Origin of the sequence: Paenibacillus rhizolycopersici (assembly GCF_014947195.2) — a bacterium.
Lineage (GTDB): Bacteria > Bacillota > Bacilli > Paenibacillales > Paenibacillaceae > Fontibacillus > Fontibacillus rhizolycopersici.
The window spans coordinates 40,058-54,141 of record NZ_JADCNN020000006.1; the positions used below are offsets into that span (position 1 = coordinate 40,058).

The window sequence follows — 14,084 nt, forward strand, 5'->3', positions numbered from 1 at the left end:
CAGTCAACTTATGAGTCACGGGGTGCAGGAATGAGATGAAGATCAAACCCTTTTTGCAGAAGACCTATTTTCGTACTTTTCTATTGCTAACCACTGTTCTGATCTGCTCCATGATTCCATTTGTCTACTTCCTATCTGCGGAATTCTCGAAGTACACCATGCTAGAGGTGCGCAGCAATTCGCAAAATGAAGTCAACAACCTAGCTTCGAAAGCCGACATGATTCTTGGCAACTTGAAAGCGTACGGGCTCAGCATGTACGCCGATCAAAACATTCAGAACTGGTTCTTCAATACAAGCCAAGATCCACTTATCGACCATGCTGCACTTGTCGCCCAATCCAACTTCATGTCGACCGAACCCCTCATCCAGCGATCTTATCTGATGAATGTAAAGCACGGTCTTGTCGTCGATTCCAAAGCCGGAATCGTACGTAATGACTCCTTTGCCGACCAGGACATGCTGGAGCGGGTGAAATCATTTCAAAGCCAATACTTGCGCTTCTTCAGCCATTCGCTGGATGGTTCGAACTGCCTGGCCCTTGTTCTGCCAGCAACTCCGGAGAAGCCGTCTGACTTCTATCTCGTGCTTCTGATCGATAAACCGCTGTTGAACAAGCTGATCTTCGGCGAAACAGTCACCTCGGAGCAAGACATTCGAATCCTCGACGAGAATGGGTTCGTCCTATTGGGCACGTCCAATTCGGCTGCGTTGAACGAACAGCTTTTTCAAGCGAAGCAGGATCATCAGGACAACAGTTTTCAAGTCCGGCTTCCGAATCAGAGATGGTACGTCAATACCGCCAAACTGACGACTGAAGATTGGTCGGTCTACTATTCAACCGAGTATCACATCTTGACCCGCCATATCGCTTTGTTCCAGCAAAAATTGATAGCGTATACATTGCTGCTATTAGGAATCGTCTCGTCTTTGTTCTTCTGGAGCTCGCATCGCTCCTTGCGTTCCATCACCTTTTTGTCGGAAAAGTTGAAGAAGAAGGTTGCATTCGCGAACCCCGCGTCAGACGCTAAAGCCGATATCCAATGGATCAACGACGGTATCGATTTGCTGCTGAACAACGTGGAGCAGCTCCATGCCTCCATGCGAAACCAATCCGAGCTCGTCCGAACGGAGTTCCTAGCTCAGTGGGTGCTGCACGGCTCGCCAGGCACCAGGAGCTATGAATATATTCGGTCCCGGACCAAACTGACTTCCTGCGAAGTTCTGTTTATGGCCGTTCTACGGATCGAAGCCTATAAGGCCTTCTGTGAACGTTACGATTTCCCTTCCCGTAAATTAATAAAATACGCCATCCGCAACATCAGCGAAGAAGTGATCTGTAACGGCCCTTATGCGGCCGAGGGCTTGGATATGGGCGGCGACCATCTCATCTTGATTATCGGCGGTCATGAGCGGGGCGAATTTCATCTGCAACGCCTTCTGGAGGAGACGCAACATCAGGTCGCGCGCATTCTCAGCATCGATACAACCGTTGCGGTCAGCAATGCCTATGACTTCGGCGCTAATTTCCGAAACGTATACGATCATATCTACGAATTGACGATGCTGCGATTTCTTAATGGGGAAAGACAGATTTTCCTAGAGAGCGATTATGAAGAGTTTATGGCAGGGTATCCTTCGGCGACCGAGGCGCTAGAAACAAATGAGATCATCAAGTCGATCCGCTGCGGCCGTCCTGAGACCGCTGTTGCGATGCTTCACCGGCAGATGAAGCACATTCATGAGCTGCCCTATCGCGACTGTAAGCTTTATCTGACCTATTTTACCTATGATCTGCTCAAAAATTTCAACAAGTTCAGCGTTCTGCATGAGATTAGCAGCATCCATCAATTGCTCGAACGTTTCAGTACGTTGTCCGAGTATCAAGCTTGGCTGGAAAGCATCGTCACAATGCTGGCGTCCGAGACCATAGCTCCGAAATCTTCGAGCCGCAAAGAAGAAATCGTCTTGGAGATCAAGGAATACGTGGATAACCACCTGCAAGATACGCAATTATCGATCGAGCAGGTCGCCGATAATTTCTCTTTCTCCGTAAGTTATATACGACAACTATTTAAGGAGATTAATAACGTGTCCTTGTCCGAGTATATCCTCCAAGAACGAATTGAGAGAGTGAAAGAGAAGCTGGTATCCAGCCAACTCTCGGTGCTGGAGATCGCAGATCAATGCGGATTCATCTCTAAAGGACATTTTTTCGCCGTATTCAAGAAGTTCACAAACCTTACTCCAAAGCAGTTCCGGGAAATTCATGGGGATGTCGAAGCTAGAAGTTCCTGGTAAAGATATTGCCGCCCAAGCCGAAGAGGACCTCTCCGGAAGCCCCATGGGCTTTTATCGGAAAGGTCCTTGTTCCGTTATCAACAATTATGCGCTCACTCTGGATGATGGGCCGTTCCTTGTACAGGCTCAAGCCCGAGCTTCGGATTTGCCAAATCAAGCTTGTACATCACTTGATTGTAGTTATACCGTGGTGTTGGTACATGATCTGTGAAGGTATTCGTATAAGTCCCTTCGAAGTAAATGACCCGGCCGCCGTCCTTGTTGAAGTATTTATGCTGAGCCACGTTATAAAAAGTATAGTTGTTATGCGTTACGATTTTCTTGGCCTTGGTCCAAGGGCCTTGGGGCGATGGAGCTTCCGCATACCAGATTTCCCCGAGTACCGATGTCTTGCCTTCGATCTGTTGCCCGATCATCACATAACGCTGCCGGTAATCGTTCCATTCGATGGAGCTTGAGGCGATTCGAACCGCTTCGCCAGTATCGGCATCTTTCAGTTGATAATATTGCGGATCGTCAGCTTTGAGCAGTCCAAGCTGGGTCAATTCCTTCTCTTGATCCTGGGTGAGCGGCGGGGTATCCTTTTTCCAGCCCCATACCAGGTTGCCGTTCTCGTCGCGTTCGAGCGAGGTTTGAGCCCCTTTGTAAGTCGTTCCTGGCGTAAGGCATGTAAATGATTCGTATTGAGTGTAATCGATGATGGCGTCATAGCTGGCCGCAACGCGCAAATTCGGCATCCGGTGCTCGGTAAAGAGCCAGTATCCCTTCCCGTCCTCCTCGTAATAGCTCGCCTGGCCGCCCGGATGGCGCCAATCGTCTTTGGAGGGGAATTGGACGACCTGTTCGAACTCCTTCTTCGTGTCGTTAAAGGCAAGAATGCCGAAAGCGCTGAGCTCGGGATTGTGCGTGCTATAGCCGGCGAGCAGACGCTCCTGTCCGGTGCTGTCCTTGGCAGTCATCAGACCGAATACCCAGGCTATACCTGCGCCATCGGGAAGTTGTGGCACCAAGCTTTTGACGAAACCGTCCTCTTTCGTAAAATAGTTCAGATTCACGCCGACATCCGGATCCAATCCGCCCTTATGCGGCAGTTCGGAAGTCGCTCCCGTCACGCGGAAGTTCCCCAGCGGATAAGCCGGTCTGTCGGTATCGCCCCAGAACCAGTACAGCTTATCGTTATACTCGATAGTTTGCACGGAATCCTGCCCCATGACCAGGCCGTTGATCAGCGGCTCCTGAATCGGTGCCTCCTGACCAAGCAGTACGCTGTCGCGATAGATGCCTTGGCCCGTAATCCGGTACAGGCGTTCGGCGATGTTAACCCGATTCATCTCGACCGTCATCATGCCCCCGGGTGCAATCTGTACGGCATACCCCCGGTTACCGAACATGTCGGCTGGGATGTCGTAGCCGTCACTCGATAGATGGAAGAATACCGTCTGATCCATTAGCCCGGGCTCATCGAATGCCACGACACCAGCACTGTCCGTGTAATACAGCACATTGTTCGTCGTCTTCAGTTGGACAAGAGGAATGCCCCGGCCGGTCTCGGCATCCACGACCTTGATCATGAACGGCTCCTGGACCATTTTCTTTTTGCTGCTCACATTTAGATCGGCGCTGCTATCCCCCGCCTGCATTGCCATCGCGGCACCCGGTGCCGTCATAACCATCAACATGACGCATGCCCATATTCCCGCACTTTTCCACGGTCTCAATTTCATTTCGTTTACCTCCCGACCTTTGTCGATTTGATAGAATGAAATCGCCACGCTGTCGAATATCATCTGTACTTACCTCTGATCACGTACTTTCCCCACACATCACCTCCCTGCTTATTGATACCGCGCCACGCCGCTGAGCGAATAGGGCAGGTCCGTTTCGTCATAATGAGCCTTGGCGGCAGGATCGCCACTCATGACGAACCTCAACTCCGCACCGCGGGTTAGCTCCTGATGCGTTACATATAGCCTGCTGATCGGCTCACCGTTCAACAGCAACTTCTTAACGTACCGGTTCGCCGGTTGATGACCTTCTGTTCGAAGCGAGATATTGTTGCCATTCTCCAGATGTAGCGTTGCCCGCGTGAACATAGGGCTACCCAGTACATATTCCGGCACGCCCGGACATAACGGATAAAGACCCAACGCGGCAAAAACATACCATGCGCCCATGCTTCCGTTGTCCTCGTCGCCCGGGAAGCCGTCCGGCTTTGCGCTGAACAGTTCCTCCGCAGCTCTCCTCACCCAGTATTGGGCTTCAGCCGGATAGCCGATGGCCGTATACAAATACGGAATGTGGAAGCTCGGTTGGTTGCTGATGGCGAACTGACCAAAGTCGACCGCAGCCATCTCCGACATTTCATGGATTTCTATCGGATAAGAGCCGATCCGGAATGTTGGCGCCATCGTCATCAATTCATCCAGCTTGGCCTTGAACAGCTCTCGTCCGCCCGCCGCCTGCGCAAGCCCCAGAACATCATGCTGAACCGCCCAGCTGCATTGCCAAGGACCTCCTTCGCAATAAGCGCCGCCCCATGCGAGCGGGTCGAACGGCTCCTCGCGACTCCCGTCTTCCTTCAGCGGGCGCATAAAGCCAACGGTCGGGTCGAACAGCTTCGAATATCCGCGCGCGCGCGCCATCAGAAGCTTATAATCCTCCTGTTTGCCCAGCCCCCGCGCCATCTGCGCGATGCAAAAATCGCCGTAAATGTAATCCAGTGTATTGTTCACGCTCTCGTGGTATCGGTCGCTCGGGAGATACCCAAGCGCCGCGTAGTCCGAGAAGCCTTTACGCCCTAGATGCGGCTGCGGCGCTTGCTCCAATGCATGCTTGCGAAGGCCTTCATAGGCAAGTTCCACATCGAAATTCCGAATTCCCTTCACGAAGGCATCGGCAAAGACGGCATCGATTAACGTCCCCGGCATCCCGCTCCGCTCGCCCGGAGACACCCACTTCGGCATCCAACCGCTCTCCCGGTATACATTCACCCAGGACTGAAGGATTTCGCTCAGAATCGTCGGGGCTAGTAGCGCGAGCAGAGGGTACTCCGTTCTGTACGTATCCCAGAAGCCGTTATCCGAATACATCGGTCCCTCGTGAACTTTCCCTGTGTAAGGACTGTAGTGAACCTTACGCCCTTCTTCATCAAACTCATGCCAGATTCGCGGGAACAGACCAGTACGGTACAAGCAGGAGTAGAACGTACGCAGTTTCTCCTCATCCTCGTCTTCGACCTCGATCCGGCCCAAATAACGCTCCCATTCCGCTGTCGCTTCGTCGCGAATTTCCTCGAACGACTTCGCGGCGATCTCGATACGCAAATTGCGGATCGCTTGCTCCACGCTGATAAAGGAAGTACCTATTTTTACATTCACCGTTCCAGATTCAGGCAGTTCCAGACCAACGAATGCACCTGTCCGTTCACCGATTCGGGTCAATTCCTCATACGACGTGTAGGAACCGTCGAACACGCCGCTCTGAGTTTCATCGATGGAACAGTCGAAATCGATGACAAAGTACATGGCGAAGTTGTCCGGCGCGCCGCCGACGTTACCCCTTGTAAAGCCGACAATGCGTCTCTTCTCCGGAAGGATCTCCATCCGGGACTCGCGGTTGAACGGCGCAAGGATCAGCCTTGCCGCTTCCTCCTTTCGCTTGAATCGCAGCCGCATACAGGCGCCCCGAATCGCTGGCGTCAACTCCAACTCGATTCCGTACCTCAAAAGCTCGTACCGGACATAGTCCGGTTTCACGATCCGATCTTCCGGACGAAAAGAGGATGCGCGGCGATCCGCCGCCAGATAGAGCGGCCCGGACTGCGGCATGACCGCGAGATGGCCGTAGTCGCCGATCCAGGGACTCGGTTGATGCGTCAGCCTAAGCCCTTCGAAAGTGCGATGATCCGGATGAAAAAACCAGCCGCCCGATGCTTCATTCGTCTGCGGGCTCCACGACGCCATCCCGAACGGGCGCGTGATGAGCGGCAGCGTATTGCCGCTTGAATACGAGAAGGTCGAGGCCGCCCCCTGCAGCGGGTTCACGTATTTGAGTTTGTTCATGGCGTCTTTATCCTTTCTTCCTCCCATTCGGCCGGACCCTGATCGTCTTCACCTCGAAAGGACGGAACTGAAGCGATACCTCTTCGCCCTCGTGCGGTAAATCCGCCAATTTCTCCTCCAGCATATTTGTCTCATATACCGCCGCAATGGGCAGCCCGAAGCGAAGCCCGCACGCTACAGAAGCCCCCTTGCTCTCGTATAGGCGCACGATCCAGTCGCCCGAACCGTCTTCGGCAAGCTTCACCGTTTCTGCGACCACATTTGCCTTATCGATGGCGAGCAAGGACTGCGTTTCATGGCATCCTCCGGCCACGAGACTAACCGGAAAATTTAACTCGTAGGCTTCCTTTACCACGGGGCCATCGAGGAACGGACCATTCCAGAAGGTGAATCCGTAAGTAAATTGATGTACCCCTTGATCGGACGTCTCATCCGGCCAGGTCGGAGCCCGAAGCAGCGTTAAACTCATGGTGTTATCGTCGACGGATATCCCGTATTTGCAGTCGTTCAACAGTGCAAAGCCGCGGTTCGCCTCTGCAAGCGCCGACCACTTATGCTGGACGACCTCATAACGGTCTGCATCATGTGGACGCGAAGCATGATTGGGTCTCTTGACGTATCCGAATTGAATTTCCTGCAGCGACTCATTCGCATGAACTCGAACCGGGAAGTCGACTTTCAGCAGCTTATTCTTCTCTTGCCAATGGACCGTCGTATGGAATTCAACCCGGCGGCTGCCGGCGCGCAGCCGGATATCTTGGATCAGGGTCGATTGGTTTATTTGGCGTTCCACCCGGATATTCGCGAAGAGCGGGCCGTTCGCGGTAACGGATACCTTGGCATTTTGATTTAACTCGATCGGTGCCAAGCGGTAGCGCCGATCAATCTCCCAAGCATCGAAATCCGAATTCTGATCCCGATACATCCGCATGACATTACAGTTTTCCGCCGCCCAATCCGTCCCGGTCTCTTTGTCAAAAATACGCGTGATCTCGCCCTGTTCGTTCATTTCGAGCGCGATCCATTCGTTCTCCAGATGCGATTCCGTCGCAATGACTGCAGGCGCTGCAGGCGCTTCCGCCGCTTCCGTTTCGACCTGGTACGTCGACCATCCCATGGAAGGAGCCTCCACCTCGGCATACCATGCGCCTTCGTACGATTGGACCGGCAGAGCGGCTCCGTTCCCGTCCGATAATCCATGGACGCCGGCGGGCAATGCGACCAGGTCCCTTCTGGGCCAAGATAGCGAGTTAAAGACGGTAACCCGGGAAGCATCGTCGTCCGTAATCGCCTCTCTTGCCGTTGAAGCCAATCCGTACACGTTCGTATTCAGTTCCGTCAGAGCAAGCTGCGCCTCTTCATGGACGCGATGAATGGATGATCCCGGTAGAATATCGTGGAATTGGTGCAGCAGAAGAATCTTCCACAATTGAGCCAGATCCCCTTGAGGGTAAGCCCTCTTCTGAAGCAGCTCCCCTGCCACCCCCCATAACTCCGCTTCGCGGAAGCCGATTTCCGCCTTCCGGTTCAGCTTCTTGATGATCGCTTGAGTCGTATAAGTCCCGCGGTGAGCAGGATAATAGAGTTCACCGACGTATTTGACGTCAGGGATGCCTTTCTCGATCTGATCCTCGAAATATTCGATCGGTGATCCGTGTTTCGTCTTGGGAACGCCTTCCAAGTTGCCCAGCCTGCGCATAAACTCGAGATCGTCCCGATTGGAGCCGCCGCCTCCATCCCCGTGTCCGAACTGGGTGAGCCGAGTAGAGATCCCTTCAAGCTGGACGCGATCGCTCCACTGATGGATTAAGAAAGACGGCTTGATCCGAATCGGGTAGTCGTCGCCGTAGTTAAGCAAATGCGTCAGGACTTGAGAACCGTCAATCCCTTCCCACAGGAACGTATTATGCGGGAACGGATCCGCAACATTATCATAGGTACCGAACAATTTCACGGAGCCGAAATACTTGATTCCGCAGCCCTTCATAATTTGCGGCAGATTCCCGGAATAGCCGAACACGTCAGGCAGCCATAGCATCTCATTATCCACGCCAAACTCTTCCTTAAAGAAGCGCTTTCCGTGCATGGCCTGGCGGATCAAGCTTTCCCCGCCAGGCAAATTCGTATCGGGCTCTACCCACATGGAACCCTCGGGGATGATCTTCCCTTCCTTCACCGCTTGTTTGATGCGCGCATACAACTCCGGATATAACGTCTTGACCAACTGGAATAAATACGGCTGACTCTGGGTGTATCGATATTCCGGATATTCGTCGATGAGCGCAAGCTGATTGGACATCGTTCGTGCAATCTTCCGTTTCGTCTCTTCTATCGGCCATAACCAGGCGACATCTAAGTGGGACTGACCCATAAGGTATAGGGTAGGCACCGTTGAACCGTTCACGCAGGCCAAGAGCGGCTTCATGATTTGCCGGCACTGCTTTGCATTCTCTTCCAGCGATTCTTGACGTAAAGTGAGATCGATTGTGGCAAACACCCGGGTTAGGCAACGGTCGATTTCCGCTACGCGAAGGGATTTGGCATCGAGATGATTGCGCAGATCATATAAGCACTCCAAATCGATAAAAAATTGATACACTTCCTCTTCAAAAATACAGAGCTGCGACTCTCCGAACACAGGCTGCGTATCCGAATGGCCGGCATAGGCTTCTGCAACAATATCGAAGCACTCCCCCGCTTTCGCCGAACGCGTCAATGTAACGTAATGATGGTTCAAGTCCTTAGCACCGCTAACAATCCCGTTTATATACACGGTCGCTTCGGAACCAAAATCAAACATGGCCACTAGCCGTTTACCTTCCGCTTCCTTAGGAACAACGGCGGTTCCTCGAAACCATCCATATTCCCAGTTATCTCCCCAACGTTGGCCCGTGTCCATACTCTGGAACGGTTGTCCGTCCATCTCATGAATGAACAACTGTTCTCTCGTCGTAAAACCGGAAAAATCGATGGGCGAGACCTTCGTGATCATAAATTGATCCTTTTTATTCAAAAGCTTTTCAACATGAAATAAAATCTCTTTCTTGTCACTCATGTTTCTTCTCACATCCTATGGTTTCTGTAGTAAGATCGCTTAGTTGGAAATGGCTCTTTTAGCGGCATCGTTATAGATTTGTAGCACCTCATCGATGTTGCCCATTTTATGAATCTTATCGATGAACGCCTGCCAATTGTCGAAACTGTTCTTCCCTGCTACAAATTTGGCCTGTTCTTCCGTTACGAACGTTTTGACCGGGTTCATGATCTCCGAGATTCGCTGACTTTCGTCACTCGTAAGTTGAATCGACGGCTCACTCAGCCAAGAAGGAACATACTCGTTCTCAGGCATTGGCAGACTTGTCAGAAACTTAGCCTTCTCGATAGGCACCTCTTCGTATTTGCCGTCAAATACCGTATAATCCGTCGCGGCAAAGTCCACGAACGCCCTTGCGTCGCTCACCATTTGCAAACCAGGGTTATAATTTCGACTTGCCCGCATGCCGTATTTATCTCCCTCTAACCAAGGGTCCTTGGCCGTTTTCAACGAATCGACAAAGGTCGGAACACCGTCTTCCCCAATGGTATAGGTCGTGCCTTTAATCCCCCAAGTGATCAGTTCAATCATTTCATCCGTATATTGATAATCAATGAATTTGATCAATTCCTCCGGATTTTTCACTTTCGAACTTACACCGTAAGCTCCCCAGCCCAAATCCGGGGAATTGCCGTTGACGACCTCCTGCCAGGCTTTTCCGTATTTCGGATTTTCAGGGTAGATCGACACAGCAAAAATCTTGCCGTCATTGGCAGTTCTGGTGTACTCGCCTGGGGTGGTGAACCATTGGGTCAGCCACATGAGGTTGTCGCCGTTCAATGCTTTTCTTTTCAACGTATCGTCCGTATCAATCGTGTACTCCGGATCCAACAGCTTTTCTGAATACAGCTTATTCGCATATTGGAGCGCTTCTTTATAGCCTTCATCCAAAACTCCGTATACATATTTCTCGCCATCCCAGAAGATGTCGTCCCGAATGTGATTCGCCGAGAAGAGAGATCTCAAGCTATTCCATTTTGTAGCGACGGGAAATTTGTCGGGGTAAAGCGCTTTGAGCTTCTTGGCCGCGTCATAAAATTCATCCAGGGTTTCCGGGATTTTGATATTATTTTCCTTAAACACGTCGTAGCGATAAGCGGACGTATTCTGAATCAGCATGCCGCGATCCTCCGGGAAACGGGGGGTGGAGGTTTCCTTAAAGGTATACATCTTGCCTTCGGCATCCGTTACCCGCTTCATCCCGTTCTTTACTTTGCTAATGTAGTTCATATAGTTTGGCATTAAGTCTTTATATTGAGCTAACTCCAGAAGCTGGCCTTGTTTGGCCATCTCAGTAGTGTCATAGAATAAAGGTGTTACGAAGAAGTCCGTCAGATCATCGCTTGCGATCATGAGTTTGACCTTCTCGTCATACTCGGAAGACGGAATATAGTTATAGTCGATCTCTACCTTCTTGCCCATATAAGCTTCCATCCGTTTATGCCATTCTTTGCCCACCATACTGTTGGGATTATCTACGCCGTTCGACGGCAACGTTACCGAGAATCGCATCACCTCTTGCTCGTCTTCGTTGGTAGCAACATTTTTGGAACCACTTGAACATCCGGACAAAGCCAGCAGCGTAACCAATCCAAGAACCATTACTTTCATCCATTTACTCATTTGATTTCCCCCTAATTTGACAAATAGACCGCTTAACCCTTAATGGAACCCACGAAAATCCCTTTGGTAAAATGCTTCTGGAAGATCGGGTAAATACACATGATCGGAAACATCGTGATGATGATGACGCTCATACGTACCGCCTTCGGATCAAGCGCTTCCCCTGGGGCATTGATGGCAACTGCACCGCCCCCCACCCGTCCCTGAATGGCGGTGGTATCTAACGTAAACAAATAGTTTCTTAATACCATCTGCAAAGGATACTTATCTTGGTCTCGCAGATAGATCAAGGCTTCGAACCAGCTGTTCCAGCTTCCCACCAGACCAAACAGCGCAAAGGTTGCGATGAGCGCCTTGGACAGCGGCAGGATGATTCTGAATAGGACAACCACGTCATTAGCCCCATCGATATAAGCTGAGTCTTTCAGTTCCGACGGGATGTTCAAAAAGAAGGTGCGAAATAGAAACACGTTGTAGGCGCTGACCGCACCAGGAAGTATCATGACCCATATCGTATCCAGCAGATTTAGACTCCGCATCAGCAGATAGGTCGGGATCAGGCCGCCGCCGAAGAACATCGTAACCATGAGGAACAGTGTAAGAGACTTCTTACCGGCAAACCCGGGAATCGTGAGAGGATATGCCATCAACGCCGTAAACAACAGCATAATGCCCGTAGAACCAGCTGCGTAGATGATCGAGTTCAAATATCCTTTGAAAATGTACGGATCTTGAAATACGGTCGAGTAAGCCTCCAGATTAAATCCTTTAGGCCAAACGGTGACGCTTCCGGAAGAAATAAATCGCGTGCTGCTTAGCGAGGTTGCGATGATATGTAAAATCGGGTACAACACGACAATTAAAATGAACAGCATGATAACGATATTGATCACATCGAAAGCTCTTGAACCGAAGCTAACCTTTTTCATTTTCCCACCACCTAGAACAAACTCGTCTCTGACATCTTCCGGCTGAACCAATTGGTAAAATAAAGAATAATGAACGAGATCAGCGACATGAATAACCCAATGGCCGTCGTGTATTCATACTGAGCCCCCAAGATCCCTTGGCGATAAACATAGGATCCAATAACATCCGCGACTTCGTACGTCTCGGGTGAGTAAAGTAAAATGATCTTCTGAAAATCGCTCCCGAGAATCCCGCCCACGGCAAAAATCAATAGGATAATCGTCGTTGGTTTCAGCGAAGGCCAAGTGATATGCACGACCTTCTTCCAACGCCCAGCCCCATCTACCTCGGCTACGTCATAGAGGGTTGGATCAATGCCGCTTAATGCAGCAAGGTAGATAATTGTGCCAAAGCCTACGCCTTGCCATATGCCGGAAGAGATAAATATGGTTCGAAAATAGTCCGGCTCCAGAAGAAACATCACCGGATCTCCACCAAAAAAGGTCAAAATATGGTTAAACAAGCCATCCCTTGCCGTAAATTCCTTTAGCATTCCCGCTACAATAACAACCGAAATAAAGTGAGGGAAATAAGATACCGTCTGTACAAACTTCTTAAATCCCTTTTTCTTTAGTTCGTTAAACAGCAAAGCCAATATAATCGGTGCTGGAAACGACCAAAATAACGTATACAAACCGAGAAGTAAGGTATTCTTTAATACCCGGAAAGCCATGGGGTCATTAAAAAAGGATGTGAAGTATTTAAACCCCACCCACTCACTTCCCCAAATTCCTTTAGAAGCATTAAAGTCCTTGAAAGCGATTAGAATTCCGTACAACGGAAAATAGTGAAAGATTAACAGCGTCAGAAAGCCTGGAAGCACCATAAGGTAGAGATACCGGTGCTTTATGATCCTGGACATCAGCCTGTTATTGATTGTCTGCACAACGAACACCTCCTGACTGTTAAAATGTTGTGACAGATAGTGCGTTGATGAAGTCTCACCGAGAAACGTAAACCGAATCGCCTATATCTCCCCATTTGTAAGCGCATACATTTCACCCCCAGAGCAAACCCTTAGATAGCCAATAACGGCAAGATGCCTAGGTTACCGGCTTCTTCCCCACAGATATGACTATCATTAAGAGAATAAGTTATTATGCTAAGTAGAAAATAACACATACTATTTAACACGTCAACAAAAGTATTTATTATACATTTACCAAAGTTAGTATGTTATCTATGTGCTGATCCAAACTGGCGATACCTATGGGGCGTGAGGCCATGCTTTCGTTTAAACAAGTCGTAGAAGTAACTGACATTATCGAGCCCGATCTCCATGCTGATCTCCAAAATGTCCATATCCGTGTTAAGGAGTAAATTCTCGGCGTAGGACAATCTTAATTCATTGATATACTGGGTCGGAGACATGCCGAGACATTGCTTGAACATTCGGCATACATAGGCATGCGACTTCCCGGACAATTGAACAAGGGCCGCCGTTCCCCGAGTGAAGTGCTCCTTCTTTCTGGCTTCTTTGCATAGGGTCCTAAACCATTCCGGTTGTCCGGTTAAATCAACGGGATCATCTTTGGCCTTGATGTACCTGGAGAACAGGTCAGTCAATATGGCTCTGACTTCCGCCTTGACGGACAGCTTCTTTTCCTGCGGGATCAAACTGAGCTGATCGAGCCGATATCGCACATATTCCTTCTCTGTCTTGGACAGCAAGGTCGAAGGCGGCATGTCAGGCACAAGCAGCCAATCGCTGGGAAACCCTTCTCCCAAAAAGGCGATCAGTTCGTCCAGCACCTCCCGGTGAAACGACAAATTGATAAACTGGCAATCGCCATCCGTTTGCTCATAGTAATGAACATCCCGATCGCGTATGAAGACGAGAGTATTCTCCTGCAGCAACTGTCGGTTGCCGTTAATAACGTGTACAACGCTTCCCTTCAGGATCAGAAACAGCTCAAAGAAGTCATGAGTATGCATCCCGATGGTATCTTTCACCGATGCAATCAATCGATAATGCGCCTGAATTTCAGCATCAATACCGTCTACCGCCAGAAGCTTTAGCATTATGAACTCCCCCTT

Annotated in this window: 8 protein-coding genes; 1 reads left to right on the top strand and 7 read right to left on the bottom strand. The window is 50.3% G+C overall.

Features of this window, described 5'->3' with window-relative positions; genetic code table 11:
- Positions 1-35: 35 nt before the first annotated feature.
- Positions 36-2,300: a helix-turn-helix domain-containing protein gene (locus IM700_RS08485; RefSeq protein ID WP_193417192.1), complete on the top strand. Its 2,265-nt coding sequence runs from the start codon at positions 36-38 to the stop codon at positions 2,298-2,300.
- 92 nt (positions 2,301-2,392) lie between these two features.
- On the opposite strand, the gene IM700_RS08490 is transcribed toward IM700_RS08485, so the two are convergent.
- The 7 genes from IM700_RS08490 to IM700_RS08520 all read right to left on the bottom strand — a co-directional run bounded on the left by IM700_RS08490 (position 2,393) and on the right by IM700_RS08520 (position 14,069).
- Complete coding sequence (locus IM700_RS08490; RefSeq protein ID WP_193417193.1) at positions 2,393-4,024, bottom strand: hypothetical protein; 1,632 nt, start codon at positions 4,022-4,024, stop codon at positions 2,393-2,395.
- Between the two features lie 111 nt (positions 4,025-4,135).
- On the bottom strand, positions 4,136-6,361 hold the full coding sequence (locus IM700_RS08495) for a GH92 family glycosyl hydrolase (RefSeq protein ID WP_193417194.1): 2,226 nt from the start codon (positions 6,359-6,361) through the stop codon (positions 4,136-4,138).
- A 7-nt stretch (positions 6,362-6,368) separates the two neighbouring features.
- Positions 6,369-9,416, bottom strand: a complete 3,048-nt coding sequence (locus IM700_RS08500) for an alpha-mannosidase (protein ID WP_193417195.1) — start codon at positions 9,414-9,416, stop codon at positions 6,369-6,371.
- A gap of 39 nt (positions 9,417-9,455) precedes the next feature.
- The gene (locus IM700_RS08505; protein WP_193417196.1) at positions 9,456-11,078 is read right to left on the bottom strand and encodes an ABC transporter substrate-binding protein; all 1,623 of its coding nucleotides are present in this window, start codon (positions 11,076-11,078) and stop codon (positions 9,456-9,458) included.
- A 32-nt stretch (positions 11,079-11,110) separates the two neighbouring features.
- Entirely contained in the window at positions 11,111-12,007 is an 897-nt protein-coding gene (locus IM700_RS08510) for a carbohydrate ABC transporter permease (RefSeq protein ID WP_193417197.1), read from the bottom strand.
- Positions 12,008-12,018: 11 nt separating this feature from the next.
- A complete protein-coding gene (locus IM700_RS08515; protein ID WP_193417198.1) occupies positions 12,019-12,933 on the bottom strand; it encodes an ABC transporter permease subunit in 915 nt (304 codons plus the stop codon).
- Between the two features lie 290 nt (positions 12,934-13,223).
- On the bottom strand, positions 13,224-14,069 hold the full coding sequence (locus tag IM700_RS08520) for a helix-turn-helix transcriptional regulator (RefSeq protein WP_193417199.1): 846 nt from the start codon (positions 14,067-14,069) through the stop codon (positions 13,224-13,226).
- Positions 14,070-14,084 lie beyond the last annotated feature (15 nt).